The organism is Novosphingobium chloroacetimidivorans (assembly GCF_014204535.1).
Taxonomy (GTDB): domain Bacteria; phylum Pseudomonadota; class Alphaproteobacteria; order Sphingomonadales; family Sphingomonadaceae; genus Novosphingobium; species Novosphingobium chloroacetimidivorans.
Window position 1 is genome coordinate 136,171 of the sequence record NZ_JACHLR010000003.1, and the last position, 23,228, is coordinate 159,398.

General features: G+C 68.0%; 18 protein-coding genes. 3 read left to right on the forward strand and 15 right to left on the reverse strand.

What is annotated here, in order from left to right; all coding sequences use genetic code 11:
* Positions 1 to 55 precede the first annotated feature (55 nt).
* On the forward strand, positions 56 to 2,137 hold the full coding sequence (locus HNO88_RS04700) for a protein-disulfide reductase DsbD family protein (protein ID WP_184242926.1): 2,082 nt from the start codon (positions 56 to 58) through the stop codon (positions 2,135 to 2,137).
* A 178-nt stretch (positions 2,138 to 2,315) separates the two neighbouring features.
* On the opposite strand, the gene HNO88_RS04705 is transcribed toward HNO88_RS04700, so the two are convergent.
* From HNO88_RS04705 to HNO88_RS04750, 10 genes are all read right to left on the reverse strand, one after another.
* Positions 2,316 to 2,540: a DUF3072 domain-containing protein gene (locus HNO88_RS04705; protein WP_184242927.1), complete on the reverse strand. Its 225-nt coding sequence runs from the start codon at positions 2,538 to 2,540 to the stop codon at positions 2,316 to 2,318.
* Positions 2,541 to 2,634: 94 nt separating this feature from the next.
* Complete coding sequence (locus tag HNO88_RS04710; RefSeq protein ID WP_184242928.1) at positions 2,635 to 4,638, reverse strand: TonB-dependent receptor family protein; 2,004 nt, start codon at positions 4,636 to 4,638, stop codon at positions 2,635 to 2,637.
* A gap of 92 nt (positions 4,639 to 4,730) precedes the next feature.
* Entirely contained in the window at positions 4,731 to 5,138 is a 408-nt protein-coding gene (locus HNO88_RS04715) for a DUF2946 family protein (RefSeq protein ID WP_184242929.1), read from the reverse strand.
* Between the two features lie 63 nt (positions 5,139 to 5,201).
* On the reverse strand, positions 5,202 to 6,974 hold the full coding sequence (glgX, locus tag HNO88_RS04720) for a glycogen debranching protein GlgX (protein ID WP_312856991.1): 1,773 nt from the start codon (positions 6,972 to 6,974) through the stop codon (positions 5,202 to 5,204).
* On the reverse strand, positions 6,971 to 8,446 hold the full coding sequence (glgA, locus tag HNO88_RS04725) for a glycogen synthase GlgA (RefSeq protein ID WP_184242931.1): 1,476 nt from the start codon (positions 8,444 to 8,446) through the stop codon (positions 6,971 to 6,973). The genes glgX and glgA overlap by 4 nt, the downstream gene beginning before the upstream one ends.
* Positions 8,447 to 8,448: 2 nt before the next feature.
* On the reverse strand, positions 8,449 to 9,711 hold the full coding sequence (glgC, locus tag HNO88_RS04730) for a glucose-1-phosphate adenylyltransferase (protein WP_184242932.1): 1,263 nt from the start codon (positions 9,709 to 9,711) through the stop codon (positions 8,449 to 8,451).
* A gap of 171 nt (positions 9,712 to 9,882) precedes the next feature.
* The gene (gene glgB, locus HNO88_RS04735) at positions 9,883 to 12,063 is read right to left on the reverse strand and encodes a 1,4-alpha-glucan branching protein GlgB (protein ID WP_184242933.1); all 2,181 of its coding nucleotides are present in this window, start codon (positions 12,061 to 12,063) and stop codon (positions 9,883 to 9,885) included.
* Positions 12,060 to 14,459, reverse strand: coding sequence for a glycogen/starch/alpha-glucan phosphorylase (locus HNO88_RS04740; protein WP_184243092.1), 2,400 nt, complete (start codon positions 14,457 to 14,459; stop codon positions 12,060 to 12,062). Before HNO88_RS04740 ends, glgB begins: the two co-directional genes overlap by 4 nt.
* Positions 14,460 to 14,654: 195 nt before the next feature.
* Entirely contained in the window at positions 14,655 to 15,338 is a 684-nt protein-coding gene (locus HNO88_RS04745; protein ID WP_184242934.1) for a TetR/AcrR family transcriptional regulator, read from the reverse strand.
* Between the two features lie 186 nt (positions 15,339 to 15,524).
* On the reverse strand, positions 15,525 to 16,484 hold the full coding sequence (locus HNO88_RS04750; protein WP_184242935.1) for an NAD(P)-dependent oxidoreductase: 960 nt from the start codon (positions 16,482 to 16,484) through the stop codon (positions 15,525 to 15,527).
* Between the two features lie 100 nt (positions 16,485 to 16,584).
* Here HNO88_RS04750 and HNO88_RS04755 point away from each other — a divergent pair, with 100 nt between their 5' ends.
* On the forward strand, positions 16,585 to 17,505 hold the full coding sequence (locus HNO88_RS04755) for an SMP-30/gluconolactonase/LRE family protein (RefSeq protein WP_184242936.1): 921 nt from the start codon (positions 16,585 to 16,587) through the stop codon (positions 17,503 to 17,505).
* Positions 17,506 to 17,666: 161 nt separating this feature from the next.
* Positions 17,667 to 18,257 (forward strand): carboxymuconolactone decarboxylase family protein, encoded by a 591-nt coding sequence (locus HNO88_RS04760; RefSeq protein WP_184242937.1) that lies wholly within the window; start codon positions 17,667 to 17,669, stop codon positions 18,255 to 18,257.
* Between the two features lie 10 nt (positions 18,258 to 18,267).
* Here the strand turns inward: HNO88_RS04760 and HNO88_RS04765 are convergent, their stop codons facing one another.
* The 5 genes from HNO88_RS04765 to tsaD form a co-directional block, all read right to left on the reverse strand.
* Positions 18,268 to 18,891 (reverse strand): TetR/AcrR family transcriptional regulator, encoded by a 624-nt coding sequence (locus HNO88_RS04765; RefSeq protein WP_184242938.1) that lies wholly within the window; start codon positions 18,889 to 18,891, stop codon positions 18,268 to 18,270.
* A 13-nt stretch (positions 18,892 to 18,904) separates the two neighbouring features.
* Positions 18,905 to 19,555, reverse strand: coding sequence for a helix-hairpin-helix domain-containing protein (locus tag HNO88_RS04770; protein ID WP_376768749.1), 651 nt, complete (start codon positions 19,553 to 19,555; stop codon positions 18,905 to 18,907).
* 73 nt (positions 19,556 to 19,628) lie between these two features.
* On the reverse strand, positions 19,629 to 21,047 hold the full coding sequence (locus tag HNO88_RS04775; protein ID WP_184243094.1) for a lipopolysaccharide biosynthesis protein: 1,419 nt from the start codon (positions 21,045 to 21,047) through the stop codon (positions 19,629 to 19,631).
* A gap of 86 nt (positions 21,048 to 21,133) precedes the next feature.
* The gene (locus HNO88_RS04780) at positions 21,134 to 22,141 is read right to left on the reverse strand and encodes an NAD(P)H-dependent glycerol-3-phosphate dehydrogenase (protein WP_184242939.1); all 1,008 of its coding nucleotides are present in this window, start codon (positions 22,139 to 22,141) and stop codon (positions 21,134 to 21,136) included.
* Positions 22,138 to 23,175: a tRNA (adenosine(37)-N6)-threonylcarbamoyltransferase complex transferase subunit TsaD gene (gene tsaD / locus HNO88_RS04785; protein ID WP_184242940.1), complete on the reverse strand. Its 1,038-nt coding sequence runs from the start codon at positions 23,173 to 23,175 to the stop codon at positions 22,138 to 22,140. The genes HNO88_RS04780 and tsaD overlap by 4 nt, the downstream gene beginning before the upstream one ends.
* Positions 23,176 to 23,228: the final 53 nt, after the last annotated feature.

Genomic DNA, 23,228 nt, shown 5'->3' on the forward strand with positions numbered 1-23,228 from the left:
CGCAATGCCGCCAACGCGCAAGCCACTCCGTCCGCGATGGACCTGCCTGAGGCCGATGAACCGGTCGGCGCTCCGCCGGTCGTCACTGGGGCGCCGCTATGCCCTGCTTGTTGCAGTTCTATGGCAGGCCCTTGCTCTGCTGCTACTGCCGAGCGCCGCGCAGGCCGCGCCCAACCACATCGCGGCCGAACTCGTCGCCGGACCTTCCGCGCCGGGTAGCGGCACGCAGCTCGCGATCCGCATGCGACCCGAACCGGGCTGGCATGGCTACTGGCGCAATCCCGGCGATGCGGGCCTTGGCATGCAGCTCGACTGGTCGCTGCCCGAAGGCGCCAAGGCGGGCGAGCCGCAGTACCCGGTGCCCCAGACGCTGCTCGTCTCGGGCTTGATGAACCACGTCTACGAGAAGGAGTACGCCGTGCTGGTGCCCTTCTCCGTGCCGGCCGGGGCCAAGGCGGGGATGAAGCTACCGGTGCGGGTCAAGGCGCAGTGGCTCGCGTGCACGGAGCAGCTTTGCGTGCCGGAGTCGGCCGAGCTCGCCGTCGAGATTACGGTCGGAGCGCAGGCACATGCGCGCGAGTTCGAGGAGTGGACGCGCCGCCTGCCCGCACCGCTCGGCTCTCGGGCCAGGTTCGCGCTGGAGCCCACCGCCGTGCGCTTCGCGATCCCGCTGCCCGCCACCGCGCCGCTCGCCGCACCGCACCTGTTCGTGGTGCAGGACAAATTGGTCGACTACGCCGCCCCGCAACAGTTCACGCGCCAGGGCGACACCCTGCTCGTCACCATCCCGCGCGCGAAGTTCGCGCCTGCGTCGCCGTCAACGGTCGACGCCGTGCTGCGGCTTGATGGCGAAGGCAGCGGCATCGCCCTGAGTGCCGCGCCCGGCGCAGTACCCATGGGCGGCACGCCGCTGTCCGGCCCTGGGACGAGCGAATTGCCCGCCTTGCCGTGGCTGCTGCTGGGAGCGCTGGTGGGTGGCTTGCTGCTCAACGTCATGCCATGCGTCTTCCCGATCCTCAGCCTCAAGGCGATCAGCCTCGCCCGCGCGGGCGAGAGCGAGGCGCATGCGCGGGTCGAGGGGCTGGCCTATACCGCCGGCGTCGTGCTCGCCTGCCTGGGGCTCGGCGCGGTGCTGCTGGGCTTGCGCGCGACCGGAGAGCAAGTCGGCTGGGCGTTCCAGCTGCAGGAGCCCGCTGTCATCGCCGCGCTGCTGCTGCTCGCCTGCGCGATCACCGCCAATCTGCTGGGTCTCTTCGAGTTCGCGGTGCCCGGCTTCGCGAGCAGCGGGTCACCGCAAGGCGCCTTCGCCACCGGATTGCTCGCGGCGTTCGTGGCTACGCCATGCACCGGACCGTTCATGGCGACCGCGATGGGCGCGGCGCTGCTGCTGCCGATCCTGCCCGCGCTGGCGCTGTTCGCGGCGTTGGGCGTGGGTATCGCCCTGCCATTCCTGGCGATCGCGTTCGTACCCGCCTTGCGCCGCCGCATGCCCCGCCCGGGTGCATGGATGAACACGTTCCGGCGCTGGATGGCAGTGCCGATGGGCCTGACTGCGCTGGCCCTCGCCTGGCTGGCCAGCCGCATCGCCGGACCCTGGTTCGCGCTGGCGGCGGTGGTGCTTGCCGTCCTGCTCGTCGCCCTGCTCGCCCTCGCCGGCCGGCGCCAACGCCAGGGCCAGGCGGCGATCCGGCCGACCGGCGCGGGCCTCGTCGTGCTGGGCGCGATGGCTGTGGTCGTGCTGCCGCTCACCGAGCGGGCGCCGAGCGCTGCCTCTGCAAGCATGCTCGCCGTCCGGCCGTTCAGCGAGGCCGCGCTGGCAAAGGCGCGCGCCTCGGGCAAGCCGGTGTTCGCCTGGTTTACCGCCGACTGGTGCCTCACCTGCAAGGTCAACGAGGAAGTCGCCATCGAACGCGAGGAGACGCGCGCCGCGTTCGAGAAGGCCGGCGTCGTCGTGCTGCGCGGCGACTGGACACGCCGTGACCCGGCGATCACCCGCTACCTGACGGCGCAGGGTGCAGCCGGGGTGCCGCTATACGTGTGGTATCCGGCAGGGTCGGGTACGCCCGAGAAGCTGCCACAGGTGCTCACGCCATCGACCTTGGCGGACAAGGCGTGTGCCGGTGGGGCGTGTCGGTAAGGTCACGCCTCGCCCGCAAACCAGCACGCCTTCGTTAGCGACACCCTCATCCCCAACACCGTCGTCCCCGCGAAGGCGGGGACCCCGCTTGTTCTTCGGACCTCGGCAAAGAAGCGGGGCCCCCGCCTTCGCGGGGGCGACGAGAATAAGATGACGGTGAGCGGCGGCAACCGCCCCTTCAGTGCCCCAGCTTCTGCTTCAGCTCGTCGATCATCTTGGACGCATCCGCCTTGTTCAGGTCCGCCGAGGGCGGGTCGATCTTGGCTTCCTCGCACAGCGTCGTGAGGTACGAGGCTTGCGCGCCCGTCATCGGATCGTGGCCGGAAACCCAGTTGTCCGGGTCCTTCTCGGCGTTCGATCCAGGATGCTCGTCGAGCTTGGGATTGTGCAGTTCTTCGGACATGTCCGCTCCATCGTTCGCCATGTGTTCCCATGACAAACGAGCGTGCGGCCCTGCCGGTTCCCGGGCCCGACGAGCCCCTGAGGGCAGCGCGGGGTCAGAACCGCGCGCGCACCCCGCCGTAGATCGCGCGGCGCTCCACCGGGTAATAGATCGCCGAGGTCGCGGTCGCCCGCAGCGTTGCCGAAATGTCGCCGACCGCCTTCTTGCCCGTGAGATTGCGCGCGTCGAGGAACACGTCGACTCCGTCCAGCAAGGGCGCGGCCGCCGTTACGCCCAGCAGCGCATAGCCCCGCGTGCGATGCGTGTTGGCGTAGTCGGCAAAGGCACCTTGCGGCACCCATTCCAGGCTGGGCGCGACATGCAGCGCCTCGCCGCCCAGCCGCACCTCGCTGCGCAAGGCATGGCGCGGCACCACCGGCAGGCGGTTGTCGCCGAACACCGCGTCATTGCGGAAGCGGAAGTCGGAATACTGCCAGGTCTGGCGCAGCCGCAGCCAGGCGGTGGGCTCCAGCGTCAGTCCCGCCTCCACGCCCTGGTGCAGCGTGCGATCGGCGTTGAAGGTCGAAGCCGGGATGCCGCCGTTCACGTTGACGTTGTACTGCAGCAGCTCGCCCTTGAGCGTCGCGCGATAGAGCGACACGTCCCAGCCGAGCGCCCCGCGCTTGCCCCGCGTGCCGATCTCGGCCGTCCAGGCGCGCTGCGGGCGAATCGCGCCGATGAAGGTGCTGGTGGTGCCGACCGTCTGGAACACCTCGCCGAAGCCGGGAAATTCGGCCGAGCGACTGTAGTTCGCGTAGAGCTGGACGTCCGCCACCGGCTCGAACAGCATGCCGAACTTGGGCGAGAACTGGTCGAAGTCGATGCGGCCGTTCTGCGTCGGTGCGGTCGAGAAACTGACCTCTCGCGCTCGCCAGCCATCGGCGTAGATCCCGCCCGCGATCAGCGTCAGGTGTTCGACCGGCCGGAACCGCACTTCGCCGTAGAGGTTGGCCGTGCGCGCGTCCTGATCGGCATCGAGAGTCAGCGCGCCGCGCCGGCCATTGACGTTGAGAAACTGGCGCGCCCGCGTGCTTCCGCGCCGGATCTCGCCGCCGAGGGTGAAGGCAAGCGGGCCTTGATCGTCATGCTCCAGCCGGGCGAAACCGCCGTAGTCGGTCGATTTCTGATCGATGACCTGGAAGATCGGGTGGAACAGCTCCTTGGAATTGAGGAACACCCCCGCTTCCAGGCTGGTGCTGCCCCACTCGACGCGCGTGCGGTTCTGCAGGCGCAGCGAATCGATGTCGCGGTGCTGGTCGCCGGCGAAGCTGCCGGTCTTCGGACGGCTGAGCGCGACCGCCTCGGTCAACGCGCCGGGCAGTTCCTGCACGATGTGGTTGGCGCTGCCGTAAAAGCGCGTGGACACCGTGTCCGAAAGCTTGAGCTTGACGTTGAGGTGACCGCGCAGCGAGTTGCGCTTGGCGTGTTCGCGATCGCCATCGCCGGTGTCGGCGCTCAGCGCACCCCAGGCGCTCGCCCGCTCGTCGCCGAATCCGGCAGAGACCAGGCCGCGCAGGAAGTCGTACGATCCAACGTCGAGCCTGGCATAGATGCCCTTGGCAGTGTCACCGCTGGGCGTCACCCCGTTGATCGCACCGCCCAGAGTGCCGGAACCGAAGCGCAGGGCATTGGCGCCGCGGTAGACCTCCAGGTGGTCGAAGAAGATCGGCTCCAGTTCCTGGAAGTCGCCGTTGTCGTCGGCGAGGTTGATGGGCACGCCGTCCTGCAGCAGCGTCAGCCCGCGCATGTGGAACCCGCGCGAGAGGCCCGAGCCGCGGATCGAGATCCGCACCTCCTGCCCGAAGCGCGGCTGGGTGTAGACGCCGGGCGAGAACGCAAGCGTGTCGCGCAAGGAGACGACGGTCTTGTCGGCATAGTCCTGGTAGCCGACGACATCGGCGCCGCCGGGCGTCTGGCGCACCCGCTCTTCGGCAGCATCGGCGGCGGCACGGCCGGTCACGATGATGGTAGGGTCCTTGGCCTCGTCGGCAAAGGCGGGCACCGCGGACAAGGGGGCGAACACGCTCGCGGCGGCGAGCGCGAAAAGGGAGGCTTTCATGGTCGAAGATTCCTGAACCGTCCGCGCGCGCGAAAGTGCGCGGCGCTTGACGTGGGTTGAGCAAGTGGCTCCGCACGGGAGCCGAGCAGGGATCAGGCTTCGAGTGGTGGCCCGCGCAAAGGTGGACGCAGGTAGGCGCGCGTCGGCAGGCGCAGGACGGCGCGCGGGGCCAGGCCCACTGCCAGGATGAAGGCGAGCGCCAGACCGAGCAGCACCGGATCGGCGCCCGGCGTACCCGCCATGTCGAGCGCGCTGAACGGGCAGGCCGCGCTCTTGGTGTGCTGTGCCGCCCGCTCCTGCGGAGTCTCGCGCTGAGGTACGACGATCTGCCGGGTGAGGTGCGCGCCCGAGGCGTCGCCGCAGATGGCGATCGTGATCGCCTGGCTCTCTTCGCGCAGCATGAAGCCGCCCGGCACCAGCGCCTTCATCGCCAGCGCAAGCGCTATCAGCCACAGCGCAAGGCTGCGATGTTGGAGCAGGGTCTGGCGCAAGGCCCTCATGCGCCGCGCCTTAACGGGGCATGGCAAGGCTGTCACTCGCGATTGCTGCCGGGACGGCACGCCTCAGTCGAGAAGATCGACCCGCCGCGCATCGCGATGGATCGCGAAGCCATAGCGCACGGATCGGAACGCGACGAAGCCGGCGGCCGGTTCGTCCCACTGCGCGTCCGTCATCGGCCCGTGCCGCCCGAGCCACTCGCCCTGCGGGAACTGCAGGAACGCCTCGGCCCGCTTCGCCCGCCAGAGCGCGAGCGCGGCGACGTGGTCCTCCAGGTCCAGGTCGCGCCCGGTCCAATCGACCCAGGTCACGGCATTGTCCTGCGCATAGGCATTGTTGTTGCCGCCCTGCGAGCGCCCGAACTCGTCGCCCGCGCTGATCATGATCGTACCGGTCGAGGCGAACAGCGTGGCCAGCATGGCCTTGGCGAACGCACGCCGCGCGTCGAGGATCCGCGGATCGTCGCTCGGGCCTTCGACCCCGTTGTTCCACGAGTGGTTGTCGCCATGCCCATCGCGGTTCTGCTCGCCGTTGGCCCGGTTGTGGCGCTCGACATAGGCAAGCGTATCGGCGAGGGTGAAGCCATCGTGCGCGGCGACGAAGTTGACCGAGCGGCAGTCATGCCCGAACAGGTCGGACGAGCCCGCCAGCCGCGTCGCCAGGGCGCCGATCGCGCCATCGCCGCGCCAGAAGCGACGCACCTCGTCACGAAAGCGGTCGTTCCACTCGAGCCAGTTCGCCGGAAACGCGCCGAGCTGGTAGCCGCCCGGCCCCGTGTCCCAGGGTTCGGCGATCAGGATGCGATCGGCGAGCAGCGGATCGGCGGCGATCTCGGCGAAGATGGGGGCTTGCGGAGAGAACCCCGGTCCGCGCGCGAGCACCGGCGCCAGGTCGAAGCGGAAGCCGTCCACGCCGCAAGCGGAGACGAAATGCCGCAAGCTGTCCAGTGTCAGCCGCCGCACCGCCGCGTTCGCGAAGTCCAGCGTGTTGCCGGTGCCGGTGTCGTTGATCAGGTTGCCATCTGGCGCGCGGGCATAGGCGGCATCGTCCAGCCCCCGCAGAGACAGCACGCCGCCATGCACGTCGCTTTCGCCGGTGTGGTTGAACACCAGGTCGAGGATCACGGCGATCCCCGCGGCCTGCAGCGAGGCCACCGTATCGCGCAGTTCCGCCACTCCGCCCGGGCACAGCCGCGGGTCGAGCGCCATCGGCGCAACCGGGTTATAACCCCAGGCATTGCGCAGGCCCAGCGGCGGCAAGTGGCGCTCTTCGATCCAGGCGACGATCGGCATGAGCTCGACCGCGGCGACGTGGAGCTTTTGCAAGTGCGCAAGCACCGCCGGGTGCGCCAGCGCCGCGATCGTCCCCCGCTGCGCCTCGGGGACCTCGGGGTGCAGCATGGTGAAGGCGCGGACGTTGAGTTCGTAGATCAGCCCGCCGCGCACGGGCAGCGGCGGGCGGCGCAGCTCTGGTCTCGCAGGTGCAGGCACGATGGCGCGTGGGACGATGCTCGCGGTGTCGATGCCGTACTCGGCCAATGCCGGATCCTGCACAAAGCAGCGGTCGAGCTCGCGCGCGTAAGGATCGACAAGCAGCTTGGCGGGATCGAACCAGCGGCCTTGCTCGGGCGCCCACTCGCCCTCTGCACGGTAGCCGTAGCGCGTGCCGGAGAGATCGCCGGGCAGGGCAAGGCGCCAGTCGTCGCCGTCATGAACCAGGCGATGGCGGCTCTCGCGCTCGTCAGCGAACAGGCAGAGCCACACTTGTGCCGCAAGCGGCGCGCGAACCGCGAAGTGTGTCGCACCGTTCTCAACCCAGGCGCCGAGGCGCTGCGTCACTGGATCAGCGAGCGGTACAACTCGGCGTAAGCCTTGCCGCTGGCGCCCCAGGAGAAGTCGCAGGCCATGGCGTTGCGCTGCAGTCGCAGCCATTCCTCCGGACGGTTGTAAAGCGCCACGGTGCGGCTCAGCCCCGCCGACAGGCTGGCGTAGGACACCGCGCCGTGCTGCACGCCGGTGGCGACGCCGGCGGCGAGCGCGGCCGGGTTGGCGTCGATCACCGTATCGGCGAGACCGCCGGTGCGCGCCACCACGGGAACGCAGCCATAGGCCAGGCCGTAGAGCTGGGTCAGCCCGCATGGCTCGAACCGCGAGGGGATCAGGATCGCGTCGCCGCCGCCCTGCATGCGGTGCGACAGCGCCTCGTCGTAACCGATGCGCACCGCCACGCGGCCGGGATGGCGCGCAGCGGCGGCGTGGAAGCCGGCTTCGACCTCCGGCTCACCCGAACCGAGCAGCGCCAGCCGTCCGCCCAGGCCGACGAGGTGGTCGACGGCCTCGAGCAGCACGTCCATGCCCTTTTGCCAGGTCAGCCGGCTGATCACGACGAAGATCGGCCCACCCGCGCGCGGCCCTTCGCCCGGCTCCAGCCCGAACTCGGCCTCGAGCGCGCGCTTGTTCGCGACGCGCCGGCCGAGCGCGCGGGCGGTGAAGCGCTTGGCGAGCAGCGGGTCGACCTCCGGATTCCAGACCTGACCGTCGATGCCGTTGAGGATGCCCGAGACATCGCGCCCGCGCGCGACGATCAGGCCCTCCAGCCCCATGCCGAACTCGGCCGTCCGGATCTCCTGCGCATAGGTTGGGCTGACCGTGGTGATCGCGCTGGCAGTGACGAGGCCCGCCTTCAGCATGCTGACGCCGCCGTGGTACTCGACCCCGTCCATCGACCAAGCCTCGCGCGGCAAGCCCAGGCGCGGGAACACCTCGGCGCCTTGCCAGCCCTGGAACGCCATGTTGTGGATCGTCACCACGGATGGGACGATCGGCGCTTCGGGCGGCATGCCCCAGTGCAGGTAGGCCGGCGCCATGCCCGCCTGCCAGTCATGCGCATGCAGCACGTCGTAGAGCCGGCGCTTGCCACGCACCACCATCGCGCCGCTGGCAATGTCGGCCGCCGCGCGGCTGAGCGCGGCGAAGCGATGCCAGTTGTCGCCCCAGTCCCGCCCGGCGGGATCGAGGTAGGGGCTGCCCTCACGCGCGAACAGGCCGGGCGCGTCGAGCACCACCAGCGGCGCATCGCCGAGCATGCCGGCGAGCAGACGCGCCGGTTCGCCCAGCAGGCTCTCCCACACGTGCACCACGCGCTTGCGGCCCAGCTTGGCGAGCACCGACGGGTAGCCCGGCAACAGCGTCGTCACTTCGATGCCATGCGGCGCCACCGCCGCAGGCAGCGCTCCAGCGACATCGGCGAGGCCACCGGTCTTGACGAACGGCACCGCCTCCGACGTCACCGACAATACGCGCAACGGCATGGTCAGTTGATCAGTCGGTCGATCATTGGTTTGGTGATGAGGCATACGCCGTTGCTGCTACGGCGAAAGCGGGTGGCATCCAACCGAGGATCCTCACCCACGACCAGGCCCTCAGGAATACGGACGCCCGAATCTATGATCACCCGCTTCAGCCGCGCCCCGCGCCCGATGTTGCAGTAGGGCAGGATCACGCCTTCGCTGACGGCAGAGAAGCTGCCCATCTTGACGCCCGTCATCAGCAGCGAGCGCGTGGCCGTCGCGCCCGAGACGATGCAGTCGTTCGAAACCAGCGAGCAGATCGCGCTGCCGCGGCGCCCTTCCTCGTCGTGGACGAACTTGGCCGGGGCGGCGACCACCGCATCCGACCAGATCGGCCACTCGCGGTCATAAAGGTCGAGCTTGGGCACCGTGTCGGTCAGGTCGAGATTGGCGTCGAAATAGGCATCCACTGTGCCGACGTCGCGCCAGTATTCCTCCGACTCGCCCGAAGCGCGAATGCAGCTGGCGGTGAAGCGGTGCGCCTGCGCCTTCCCGTGCTTGACAAGGTAGGGGATGATGTCGCCACCGAAATCGCGCTTGGAGTCCGGATCGGCGGCGTCACGACGCAACTGGTCGAACAGGAAATCGGTGTCGAACACGTAGATGCCCATGGAGGCGAGCGCCATGTCCGGCTGGCCGGGAATACCGGGAGGATCGGCGGGCTTCTCGACGAAGGCGGTGACGCGGTCGTCCTCGTCGACGTGCATGACGCCAAAGCCGGTCGCGTCCATGCGCGGCACCACCAGGCAGCCCACGGTCACGTCCGCGCCGGAATCGACGTGCTGGCGCAGCATCAACTCGTAGTCCATCTTGTAGATGTGATCGCCCGCCAGGATCACCATGTACTTGGGATCGTGCGCGGCGATGATGTCGATGTTCTGGTAGACGGCGTCGGCGGTGCCTTCGTACCATTGCGTTTCCGAGACGCGCTGGCTGGCGGGCAGGATGTCGAAGCTCTCGTTGCGCTCGGGCCGCATGAAGTTCCAGGCGCGCTGCATGTGGCGGATCAGCGAATGCGCCTTGTACTGCGTCGCGACGCCGATGCGGCGAATGCCCGAGTTGATCGCGTTCGACAGTGCGAAGTCGATGATGCGCGCCTTGCCGCCGAAGTACACCGCGGGCTTGGCGCGGGTGTCGGTCAGCTCATGCAGCCGGCTGCCGCGTCCACCGGCAAGGACGTAAGCCATCGCGTCACGCGCGAGCGGCTGGCCTGAGGGGCGGTTCATCGGCGGCTCTCTCCTGCTTGTTCTGTGTGTCCTCCCCGAGACGGGGAGGTGGCAGCGCACAGCGCTGACGGAGGGGACTCTCGACCATGCGCGCTGCTGTGAAGGAGACTCCCCTCCACCATCGGCTGCGCCGATGGTCTCCCTCCCCGTACCGGGGAGGACAGCGATGCCTCAGCCCGCATATTCGAACATCACCGTGGCGAGCGGCGGGAGGGTCACTTCCGCGATCCCGCCCTTGGCCTCGACACGTCCCAGATTGCCGACGCCGCTGCCCGCATAGTGGGGAGAGTCGGTGTTCAGTATCTCACGCCAGTGCCCTTCCCATGGCAGCTTCAGCCGGTACTTGGTGCGCAGCGCGGGCGTCATGTTGCTGACCACGGCGATCGCCGGACCATGCGGGGCCTTGCGCAGCCAGGCGAATACCGAATTCTCGCTGTCGTCGGCCACCAGCCATTCGAACCCGTCGCCTTCGCAATCGCGCGCGTGGAGCGCGGGCTTCTCGCGATAGAGCCGGTTGAGATCGCGCACGAGATTGCGCACGCCTTCGTGCGGCGCGGATTCTCGCAATTCCCAGTCGAGCGCACGATCCTCGCTCCATTCGCGGCGCTGGGCGAATTCCTGCCCCATGAACAGCAGCTTCTTGCCCGGATACCCCCACATGAACGCGTAGTAGGCACGAAGGTTCGCGAACTTCTGCCAGTCGTCCCCCGCCATCTTGTTGAGGAGAGAGCCTTTTCCGTGAACCACTTCGTCGTGACTGAGCGGCAGGACGAAGTTCTCGTTATAGGCGTAGACGAGGCCGAAGGTGATGTCGTCGTGATGGTAGCGGCGGTGCACCGGATCGCGGCCCATGTAGCGCAGCGTGTCGTGCATGAAGCCCATGTTCCACTTGAACCCGAAGCCCAGGTTCGTGCGCGGGGCATCCTCGTGCGCGGGCGCGGTGACGCCCGGCCAGGCGGTCGATTCCTCGGCGATGGTGATGAAGCCGGGGTGCGTGCCATAGACCGCGCGGTTGACGGCGCGCAGGAACTTCACCGCCTCCCAGTTCTCGCGCCCGCCTTCCTGGTTGGGGATCCACTCGCCGCTTTTGCGCGAATAGTCGCGATAGAGCATCGAGGCGACCGCATCCACGCGCAGGCCGTCCACATGGTAGCGCTCGGCCCAGAACAGCGCGTTGTTGACGAGGTAGCTGCACACCTCGCGCCGGCCGAAGTTGTAGATCAGCGTGTTCCAGTCAGGGTGGAAACCGAGCTTGGGATCCTCGTGCTCGTACAGCGCCGTGCCGTCGAAACGGACGAGGCCGTGCTGGTCGGTCGGGAAGTGCGCGGGCACCCAGTCGACCAGCACGCCGAGCCCTGCCCGATGCGCGCCGTCGACGAAGCGGGCGAAGCCGGCGGGGTCGCCGAAGCGGGCGGACGGCGCGAACAGGCCCGTGGTCTGGTAGCCCCACGAGGGATCGTAGGGATGCTCGGAGATCGGCAGGAACTGGATGTGGGTGAAGCCCAGGTCGATGACATAGGGGATCAGCTTGTCCGCCATCTCGTCCCAGGTGAGGAACCAGTTGAACCGGTCGCGCTGCCAGGACCCGGCATGGACTTCGTAGATCGAGATCGGCACCCGGCGTGGATCGACCGAGGCCCAGTGATTGCGGTGCGCGGCATCGCCCCACTCCACGCCGCCCGGACCGGGCTTGGCCGGCCGCGCGGTGATCGACGCGGTAGCGGGTCGCACTTCGCTGGCGAAGGCGAACGGATCGGCCTTGAGCGGCTGGACGGTGCCGTCCTCGCCGACGATGTGAAACTTGTAGGCGCGGTACTCGCCGATGTCGGGGATGAAGATCTCCCACACGCCGATGTCGGTGCGCCGGCGCATGGGATAGCGCTTGGGATCCCAGTCGTTGAAGTCACCCACCAGGCTGACGTGGCGGGCATTGGGCGCCCAGACCGCGAAGTGCACGCCGTGGGCGCCTTCGTGCTCGATCAGGTGGGCGCCCAGCTTGTCGAACAGGCGGTAGTGGGTGCCTTGCGCGATCAGCAGATCATCGACCGGACCCAGCACCGGGCCGAAACTGTAGGGATCGGTGACCAGCCAGTCATGCCCGCCGGCGCTGCAGCGATAGGTGATCGGCTCGCGCTCGCCGAGATAGCGCCCTTCGAACAGTCCGCGCGGATCGACTCGTTCGAGCGGGCCGAGCGCGGTGCCGTCGAGGGTAAAGGCCTCTGCCTCCTCGGCACCCGGCAGGATCGCGCGCAGCAAGGTGCCGGCCGGCCCCTCGTGAACGCCCAGAAGCGAGAAGGGATCGGCATGCGTCCCTTCGAGCAGCGCTTCGATGGCGCTCTGCGGTGGCTTCACGTCACGTTCCAGATATCTTTCGCGTATTCGGCGATGGTGCGGTCCGACGAGAACCATCCGACATTGGCAATGTTCCGAATTGCCGAAGCGCGCCAGGCATTTACGTCCTCCCACCGCTGATCGACCGCCCGCTGCGCCGCGGTGTAGCTTTCGAAGTCGGCGGCGACCATGAACCAGTCGTGTTCGTAGATGCCGTTGATCAGGTCGGTGTAGCGGCTGTCGTCGCGCGAGAATACGCCGGTCGCGATGGCCGAGAGTGCCTGCCCCAGTTCGCGCGATTGCTCGATTGCCGCGCGCGGATCGTAGCCGCCCTCGCGCTTCGCGGCGACTTCCTCCGCGGTGAGGCCGAAGATGAAGATGTTGTCGTCGCCCACCCGGTCCTTGATCTCGATGTTGGCGCCATCCAGCGTGCCGATCGTCAGCGCGCCGTTCATCGCGAACTTCATGTTGCCGGTGCCCGACGCTTCCATTCCGGCGGTCGAGATCTGCTCGGACAAGTCGGCCGCCGGGATGATCCGCTCGGCCAGGCTGACGTTGTAGTTGGGCACGAACACCACCTTCAGCAGCCCGCCCACCGATGGGTCGGCATTGATCCTTCTGGCGATGTCGTTGGACAGTTTGATGATGAGCTTGGCGTTGTGGTAGCTGGGCGCCGCCTTGCCGCCGAAGATCTTCACCCGCGGCACCCAGTCGCGCTCCGGGTGGCTGCGGATCTGGTCGTAGAGCGCGACGGTCTCGACCAGATTGAGCAGCTGGCGCTTGTACTCGTGAATGCGCTTGATCTGGACGTCGAACATGGCCTCGGGATCGAGCTTGATCCCCATGACCTGCCTGATGTGATTGGACAGCGCGATCTTGTTGGCGCGCTTCACCGCATCGATCTTCTCGCCCAGCGCAGCGTCGCCGGCGAGCGGGTTCAGGTCGGACAGCTTCTCCGCATCGTCGAGGAACGCGGGGCCGATCGCGTCGGTGATCACCGAGGTCAGGCCCGGATTGCACTGCTGCAGCCAGCGGCGCGGAGTGACGCCGTTGGTCTTGTTGTTGATGCGCGTGGGATAGAGCTTGTGGAGGTCCGAAAAGACCGTCTGCTTCATCAGCTCGGTGTGCAGCGCGGCGACGCCGTTGACCGAGTGCCCACCGGTGAACGCTAGGTTCGCCATGCGCACGCGCCGCTCGCCATTCTCGTCGATCAGCGAAATGTTGGCGATCGCCGCATCATCGAGCCCCGCCTCGCGCGCCTCTCGCAGGACGCGGCTGTTGATGGCGTAGATGATCTGCATGTGGCGCGGCAGGAGCCGCTCGAACAATGGCAGCGGCCAGCTCTCCAGCGCCTCGGGCAGCAGGGTGTGGTTTGTGTAGCTGACCGTCTTCTGCGTGATGGCCCAGGCCTCGTTGAACTCCAGACCGTGCAGGTCCGCCAGCAGGCGCATCAGTTCGGCTACGGCGACGGCAGGATGAGTGTCGTTGAGCTGGATCGCGGCCTTGTCGGGCAGCGTGCGGATATCGCCTTCGTACTGGACGTGCCGGCGCACGATGTCCTGCACCGATGCGGCGGAAAAGAAGTATTCCTGCCGCAGCCGCAGCTCCTGGCCGGCCTTGTGCGAGTCCGCCGGGTAGAGCACGCGCACCAGCGAATCCGCGCGCACCTGGTCGGCGAGCGCGCCGGCATGGTCGCCGGCGTTGAAGGCGTCGAGCTTGAGCGGGTCGATCGCATTGGCGTCCCACAGCCGTAGCGTGTTCACGCGCTTGCCACGCCAACCAACCACCGGGGTGTCGATGGCAGTCGCGTCGACTTCTTCGGCCGGGTGCCAGACGACATGATCGCCGTCCGCAACGACTTCGCCGCCGAAGCCGATGCGGTAGGTGCTTTCCAGCCGCTCGAACTCCCATGGATTGCCATGGGCCAGCCAGGTCTCGGGCAATTCGACCTGCCAGCCATCGTCGATGCGCTGGCGGAACATGCCGTTCATGTAGCGGATGCCGTAGCCGTAAGCCGGGATGTCGAGCGTCGCCAGGCTCTCCATGAAGCAGGCCGCCAGGCGACCCAGGCCGCCGTTGCCCAGCGCCGCATCGGGTTCCAGCTCTTCCAACGCGGCCAGGTCCAGGCCGTGCGATGCCAGTGCCTGCGCGGTCTGCTCGGTCACGCCCATGTTCGACAGCGCATCGCGCAGCAGCCGGCCGATCAGGAACTCCATGGAAAGATAGTAGACCCGCTTGCCACCCTGCTCGTACGTGCGCCGGGTGCTCTCGATCCAGCGGTCGATCACCTCGTCGCGGATCGCGAGGATCGAGGCCTTGTACCAGTCGTGCAGCTTGGCCGCGCGCTCGTCCTTGCCGATGCGGTGGCGCAGAACGTCGACGATCAGCGCGTCGGTTTCCCGAATGGCAGCGTTCATGGTGACCACGGCGTTGGCATTCCTTCTTGATCGAACCGGAGTCATGGCCCCGGCATGGCGACGGACGGATACCTGTCAGGCGGCTATGCTGCCGCTTCGTTCACCCGCCCCCCGCCTTGGCTATGCCGCAGTTGCGAAGGCGGCAAGCAAGTTCGTGCGCTTCCGCGGAGAAATACCGGGTGGATCGTCGGTGCCTCAGGCCTTGCGCGTGCATCCGGCGATCAGCATGGCCACCAGCTTGCCGAGGAAATGGTCGCATTCCTCCACCGTGGACACTTTACCGCGGAGCACCGAAGCCGTGTAATGGCCGCGCAATGCCATGACATAGCTGGTCGCCATGGCTTCGGGATCGTCGCAGACCAACCCCTCGCGCGGGGCGGCTTCGGTGATGAATGCCGTGACGGTTTCGATCCCGGTATCGATACGATGCGCGACGAGTTGCCCCAGTTCGGGAAAGCGCAGCCCTTCGGCCAAGGCCATCCGTTCGTAATTGGTCCAGAGCGGCAGCCGGCTGATCATGAGCGCATGGCGGCCGAACGCCATCAGGCCGCCAGCGATATCCCGCGTCCTTCGCCTGCCGGTGTCTAGCTGCCCGTTCTCGATGCGGCTGACGGTGAGGTCGAGCGAGGCCTTGAACAGGTCCGACTTGGTCGCATAGCGGGCGTAGAGCGTGGTCTTGGATACGCCCGCCGCCTTGACGATCATCGCCATCGACGTGCTCTCATAGCCATGCGCGAAGAACAGGTCGCGCGCGGCATGGAGAATCTCGCGGTCGATCTGGGCAGCCGCCTCGGGGCTTGGCCGTCCCCGGGTGCGGCTTGGCACAACCTCTGGCGCGCTCATGGCGGCGCTTTGCTCCTTGTCTTCGGACGCGCTCATGCTCGCCCGCTCCACCTGTCGAGGCCCTACCATACCCTCTCCCTTGTGTCTCACCTTTGCAGGCGGCCGCTTGCCTCGCGGACGCCCGTCGGTGGCTTGGATCATCTTGGATCAGGAAAAGGATACCATGCTGTAAATGAACTGGCAGGTACATTAAGACCCGGTTTCGGACCGGTCACGCGCCCCTCAGCGCAGCGCGTCGCCATTCAGGAGTGTCGGCGGGGTTTCGCCGCGATGGATCATGTCGATCACGGCGGCGCAGTGGAGCGCCATGTGCTTCATCCCGGCCTCGGTCACGCCCGCGACATGGGGCGAGAGCAGCGCGTTGGGCAGGTCGAACAGCGGATGGTCGGCGGCAGGCGGCTCGTCCTCGAACACATCGATCCCGGCACCGCCGATGCTGCGCGCCGCCAGTGCCGCGACCAGCGCCGCCTCGTCGATGATGCCCCCGCGTGAGCAGTTCACGATGATCGCCTTGGCATGCATTTGCGCAAGCTCCGCCGCGCCGATCAGGTTGCGCGTGCCCTCGGTCAGCGGCGTGTGGATCGAGATGACGTCGCGCTTGAGGATCTCGGTCAGTGGCATCGGCTCCACCCCGGCGGCGCGCACCTCCTCATCCGGCACCATCGGATCGTACGCAGCGACCTCGGCGCCAAAGCCGGGGCCGCAGATCCGGGCGACATAGCGGGCGATGCGGCCGAAGCCGATCAGGCCTACCCTGGCGCCGGTCAGGTCACCCAGGCGGATGTCCCAGCGCTCGCTCCAGCGATCCTCCCGCACCAGTGCATCCATCTCGCGCACCTGGCGCAGCAGGGCCAGCATCATGGTGACCGCGCCCTCGGCCACCGCGGTCGAGTTGTTGCCGCCAGGCGTGTTGGCGACCTGCACGCCCATTGCCGAGGCGGCGGGGATGGCGATGTTGTCGACCCCGGCGCCGTGTTTCACGATCGCCTTCAGGTTCTTCATCGAGCCGAAGATGTCCTCGCCCAGCGGACTGGTGCGGATCAGGATGACGCTGGTCTGGTCCAATCGTGGATCCTCGCGCCAGGAAGAGCCCTGGATCAGGGCATGGCCGCTCGCCAGCAGGGCCTCGACACCGGCGGGATGAATGGGATCGATGATGGTGACGAGTTCGCCAGCGCTCACACTGCTCTCCTGATGTATACACGCGGTGCCTGAAAGCACTTTGCGCCAAGGTCAACTGCGTTTAGGTCAGGGCGGCAAGAGAGCACGCAAGGAGAGAGCCATGTTTGCCGCCCCGCCCGCAATCCAGGCCGAAGTGTTCTGCCGCATCCCGGACAAGTTCCGCCGGTACCAGAGCTCGGAGTGGGCGAACGTACAGCTCAACGGAGCCGCCGCTCCCGCCTTCCTGGAAGGGCCGGTGTTCGACAAGCAGGGCAACCTATGGGTCACCGACATTCCCTGGGGCCGGCTGTTCAGGATCGATCCGGATGGGACGTGCGAGGTGGGCTTCGAGTATGACGGCCAGCCCAACGGCATGAAGTTCCTTCGCGACGGGCGCATCCTCGTCGCCGATCATCACAAGGGCATGGTCATCTGCGATCCCGCGACCGGCAAGTGGGACTACTGGTTCGAACGCTACCTGCTCGAGCCGTTCCTGGGCTGCAACGACCTGACGATCGCCAGGAACGGCGATATCTACTTCACCGACCAGGGCCAATCGGGGTGGCACAATCCCAATGGCCGCCTGTTTCGGATCAAGGCGGGCACCGGCAAGCTCGAGTTGCTGCTCGACGGCATCCCCAGCCCCAATGGTTTGGTGCTCAACAAGGCCGAGACGGCGGTGCTGCTCGCCGTCACCCGCGCGAACGCGATCTGGCGCCTGCCGCTGGTGATGGACGGCGCGGCGGTCAGCAAAGTCGGCACCTTCATCCAGATGTCGGGCGGCAACGGCCCCGACGGTATCGCCATCGACGAGGACGACAACCTGGCCGTGTGTCACGTCGGCTTCGGTGCGGTCTGGCTCTTCAGCAACCGCGGCGAGCCGATGCTGCGGATCGACGTGCCCGAAGGCCGGTACACCACCAACGCCTGCTATGGCGGGCCCGACAACAAGACGCTGTTCTTCACCGAATCGATCACCGGAACCGTCTACAAGGCGCCGATGCCGGTGGCGGGCCGCGCAATCTACGAGGCGTCTGTATAGGGGAGCCACAGCCAGTCCGAGCGGCGGCGTGCAGGCGACCTATCTGTGGACAATGTATACGTCGGACCCGTTTCCGTGCCTCCAGCTTCGCGTTGACAGCCCACGCCCCTCACTCCTAATCGAGTGCTCAGCATCCGCCGAAACGGAGAGGGAGAGAACCCATGCCGCCCCAAGACCCGCCCGCGCGCATGCCGCCGATCCGGCCCGACGAGATCGGGCCGGAAACGCGCGCGTTTCTCGATAAATGGAGCGGCGGGTTCTTCCAGGACGCGGACCGGCATCCGGTACTGCTGACCTTAGCGCACAATCCCAGGCTTGCGGACGTGTTCTCCGCCTTCAACATCCACGTGCTAACGACCAGCACCCTGCCGGTGAAGGAACGCCAGATCGCGATCATGCGGCTGGCGTGGCTGACCAAGGCGACCTTCATGTGGTCGAGCCACCTCAACACCAGCGTCCTGTGCGGCCTCGATCCCGAGATGTACGAACCGATCAAGGTCGGCGCATCCGATCCCTACTTCACCCCGTTCGAGCGCGAGGTGATCCTCGCCACAGAGGAACTGATCGCAACCAGCACGCTCAGCGATGCCACCTGGGCCGCGCTTAGTGCCGTGTGGGACAAGGCGCAGATGCTCGACTTCCTGTTCGCGATCGGCTGCTACATGACCGTGGCCTATGTGATGAAGGCGACCGCGATTCCCCGCATGCCCGACTTGCTCGCCCTGGCGGACAAGTACGGCGCGCCCGAATAAGGCAGAAGGATCAAGCGTCCTTGCGCGCGAACAGCTGCGATAACCAGTCGGTCACGAAGGCATGCGTCTCCAGATGCGCCGGGATCGCGAAGTTGGTTCCGAACAGGAAGCTGCGCGCCAGGTTCTCCAGCACCGTCGCCAGGTGCTGCGGCGTCCAGCCGGGCAAGTCGATGCCCCGCTCCGCCAGCGTCGCCTCAATGATCTGCGCCTGGCGCGCCTGGTAGCGGACGCCGAACTGCGAGATCACCGCCGCGATCCCCTTGCGGTGGTTTGCCAGCGCGAGAAACTCGGCGACGATCGTCGCACGTGAGGGATCGGAACTGAGCTTCCACATCGCCAGGATCGGTTCGTCTTCCAGTGCCGCCTCTTCCAGCGCGGCTTCGATCCCCTGGGCGAGCCGCAGGAACACCGCCTCGAACAAGTCGTCCATGGTGCGGAAGTAGTAGTAGACGATTTGCGGCGACATCTGCGCCGCCTTCGCCAACTGGCGAGAGGTCACCGCGGCGTAGCCCTCCTCGCGCATGATGGTCTCGGCGATGTCGAGCAGGAACGTGCGGGTTTCGGAGGACTTCGCCCCCATCCTGCGACCACCGCCGCGCGAGCCCGGGGTCGCAATCTCCTCGACATCGCTCATCGCGCGCGCCTGGTCAGAGCTTGCCGAACTTCGCCTCGTAGGCGCCTGTATCGCCACCGGCGAGCAGGCGGGCCTGCTCGACCCAGGCATCCCGCCGCGGCCGGCCGGCAAAGGCGCCGAGCTGCGCGTCGAGCGCGTCGAGATCGGCATCGGTCCACGCCGCGATCTGGGCATAACGGGTGATGCCCAGCGCATGCAGCGTCGCCACCAGCTTCGGGCCGACGCCCTTGATGCGACGCAGATCGTCCTCGCCGCCATCAGGAGCCGCGGGCGCGACGGTCTGCTGCTTGACGGCCTGCTGCTCGACAGGTGGTGCCTCCGCCGCTGGAGCATCATCCGGCACCGGAGCCTGCGCCGCTCGCACTTCGGCCTGCGCACCATGGGCGATCGCTTCGCCGATGCCGGCGAAGGTGCCCGCGGCGGCGGGAGGCACGACCGCAGGCGGTACGATCGGCGAGGGCATCGTCGCGGCCGCCGGCGGCGCGTCGATCAAGGCCTGGTTGCGCTGTGCCGGGGCGGCCCCCTCGTCGAGCACATCGGGCCGGCGATCGCGCACCTTGGGCTTGCCGGCGCGGCCGAACAGCCAGAAGGCAAGGATCAGCGCGATCACCAGTGCCACGGCGAAAAGCAGCCAGTTGGCCTCGATCGTCTGCAGCAGGGTCATGGCAATTCCTCGTAAGTCAGGAGCGATGCCGCTCCGCGTATACGGCCACTCCTTGTCCCGGCGCGCGGGCCAGTCAAGCCGCGCTGCGCGCCGAGGACTTCTGGAACAGCACGCGGTCTTCCGGTCCAAAGGCACGGCGCCACAACACGCCGAAGTAGACCGCCAGGATCGCGGGGATGCCCAGGGCGAGTTCCGCCCACTCCGGCAGGAACCGCGTCGCCGCCCAGCCCACCAACCCGGCCGGGACCACCGCCCAGACAAGCGCCCAGCGCCAGTTGTTGACTGCCTCGTCGAGGATACCTGCCAGGATCCGCGACTTGACCAGCGACGCGAAACCTAGCGCAATGGCAAGGCCGAGCGCTGCCGCGGCGGCCTGGAACAGCTCGTTATAGCCCAACTCCTGAACCAGCAGGATGCCGCCGACGGTGACCAGCGCCTGCAGCACCACGGTCAGGACCGACACCACCAGGTTGCGGATGCGCGCGACGTAGATCAGTGCCGCCTCGCTCACCACCGCGGTGGCCGCGACGGCTTCGGCGGCGAGCAGGAACGCCAACGCGCCGGTGCCACCGACGAACTGCGGCCCGATCAGGCCCATCACGCCCTCGCCGGGGATGCCCAGCGCCATCGCGATGCCGAGCTGCGCCGCCAGGATCCAGAAACCCACCTGGCGCACCTGGCGGCCGATCGCGGCATAGTCGCGCGTCTTGAGGTTGCGGGTGATGACCGGGCCCAGGATCGGCTCGAAGCTGGTCTTGAGCTTCTGCGGCAGCGAGGCGATCTGCTGCGCGACATAGTAGACGCCCACGGCGCTCGGCGCCGCGAACAGGCCCAGGATGAAGATGTCGAGCCGGCGGGTGCCCCATTCGATCGCATCGGCGGTGGCGATCGGCAGGCTGCGCCAGGTCAGCTTGCCCATGTTCCGGAGCGAGGGCTGCCAGTTGAGCGGCAGTCCATAGGCCCGCAGGAACGGGATGAAGGCCGCGATCGCGGCGGCATAGACCGATGCCAGATAGGCGACGGCCAGTCCGCTCTGCGGTGCGACCAGCGCCATGACGCCGGCGACGATCGAGATCGTCCAGGGCTCGACGATCGCGCGGGCGCGCACCGTCGCAGCAACATCGAAGCGATAGGCCAGCGCCGCCAGCCAGATCTCGGTCAGCGCCAGCGGCGGGATCGCCAGCACCATCAGCCGGTCGATCCAGGTGTAGTGCCCACCGGGAAACAGCGGCGCGGGAAACAGCCAGAAGGCCAGCGCCGCTACGCAAGAGGCAACCAGCGCCACCAGCGAACCATCCGCGATCAGATTGGCGGGATGCTCGTCGGACTCCGACAGGCGCTGCGCCAGTCCGCGCTTTTCGCCCAGCGTGCACAGCATCGCCGTCAATTCGATCAGCACCAGCGCCGACGCGAAGACGCCCAGCGCCGCCGCGCCGTAGCCCGGAGCACGGCCGGCGATGAACAGGAACGGGATGCGCGCGGCCAGGCGCATGAAGAAGCCAAGCAGGTTCGTGCGCCCACCCTTGGCGATCGCCGCGAGGTCTTCCTGTCCTTGCCCGTCCTTTGCCGCAGGTTGCGTCAAGCGGCAGGCCCCTGGCGCTCGAGCTCCGCCTTGAGCGGGCGCGAAAGGATGTCCGACACGACCGCGCTCGCAGGGCTCGCGCCGCTGAGCAGGCGGCAGACGCCTTCGACGATCGGCATCGCCACGCCTTCGCGCGCTGCCAGTTCGGCGAGCACTGGGGCAGTCGCCGCGCCTTCGGCGACGCTCTTCTTGCCGCTCAGCGCCTCGGCCGCGGTCAGGCCTTGGCCTAGCGCCAGTCCCAGCGAGAAGTTGCGGCTGGACGTGGAGGAGCAGGTCAGCACCAGGTCGCCCAGCCCGCACAGGCCCGCCAGGGTCTCGCCCCGTGCACCGCGCGCCAGGCCGAAGCGCAGCATCTCGGCATAGCCGCGCGCGATCACCGCCGCGCGGGCGTTCTGGCCCAGGTTCATGCCCTCCACCACGCCGCACGCGATGGCGAGCACGTTCTTGACCGCGCCGCCGATCTCGGCCCCGACGACATCGTCGGAATAGTAGGGCCGCAGCGCCGGGCGGGCCAGCAGCGGCGCCAACCGGTCCCACTGCGCCTGCCCGCCCGAGCATGCGAGCGTCACCGCCGTCGGCAGGCCTGCAGCCACTTCATGCGCGAACGTCGGGCCGGAAAGCACCGCGAGCCGCGCGGACGGGTCGGCATCGGCGGCGACTTCGGCCATCAGTCGGCCGCTGCCGCCCTCGATGCCCTTGGCGCATAGCACGAGGTCGCGGGCGCCGGCCGGCAGTTGCGCAACCACCGCAGCCAGGAACTGCGCGGGCACGACGATCAGCAGCGCGGCCAGTCCGGCAAGCTCGTCCAGGTCCTGCGTGGCGCGGATCGTGGGCGCCAGCGTGGCGCTCGGCAGATAGGGGCTGTTGCGCCGCTCGGTGTTGATCTCGTGCACCAGCTCGGGCTCGCGCGCCCAGAGCAGCACATCGCTGCCATCGCTGGCGAGCGCCTGCGCCAGCGCCGTGCCCCAGGCTCCGGCGCCGACCACTCCGACCTGTCCACTCATGCCTTCACTCCCGCACCGCGCACGGCCTCAGCCGATGGATCGAGCGGCCAGCGCGGCCGCGCCGGAGTGTCGAGCGGATCGTTTTGGCCGAGACGTTCGATGCCCGCCCAGGCGATCATCGCCGCATTGTCGGTGCACAAGGCAAGCGGCGGCGCGACGAACGGCAGGCCGTGCGTGTCCGCCAACCCCTGCAGCGCCGAGCGGATCGCGGCATTGGCGGCGACGCCTCCCGCGACCACGAGGGCGCTGACCGGTCCGCTCGCAGCCAGGGCGCGGCGGGTGCGGTCGATCAGGCAATCAATCGCGGCCTGCTGGAACGAGGCGGCGATGTCGGCGTCGGTGTACTGACCGGCGTCCATGGCCACCTTGGCGCGCATCACGGCGCTCTTGAGCCCGGCAAAGGAGAAATGCGGCTCGGCGCTCCCCACCAGGGGGCGCGGCAGAGGCACCTTCTTCGCGTCCCCCTCACGCGCGAGCCGTTCGACCGCCGGGCCGCCCGGATAGCCGAGGCCGAGCAGCTTGGCAGTCTTGTCGAAAGCCTCGCCGAGCGCATCGTCGATGGTGGTCGCGAGGCGCCGGTACCGGCCCACGCCCTCGACCAGCAGCAGCTGGCAGTGCCCGCCCGAGACCAGCAGCAGCAGGTAGGGGAACGCCAGCGTCTCGTCCGCGAGGCGGGGAGACAGCGCGTGGCCCTCCAGGTGGTTGACCGCGATCAGGGGCTTGTCGCTCGCCATCGCCAGCGCCTTGGCGGTGACCAGCCCGACCATGACGCCGCCGATCAGCCCCGGCCCGGCGGTCGCGGCGATCGCATCGACGTCCGCCAGCGTCATGCCCGCGTCAGCCAGGGTCGCCTCGATCAGCGGAGTCAGCCGCTCGGCATGGGCGCGGGCGGCGATCTCGGGCACGACGCCGCCAAAGGGCCGATGCGCCTCGTCCTGCGAGGCGATGCGCTGCGCCAGGATCACGCGCCCGTCGGTGACGAGCGCGGCGGCCGTCTCGTCGCACGAGCTTTCGATCCCCAATACGGTGCTCATGTCAGTACCGTCGTCATCCGCACCATCTTTTCCTGAGCCGAAATGCCGAGTAG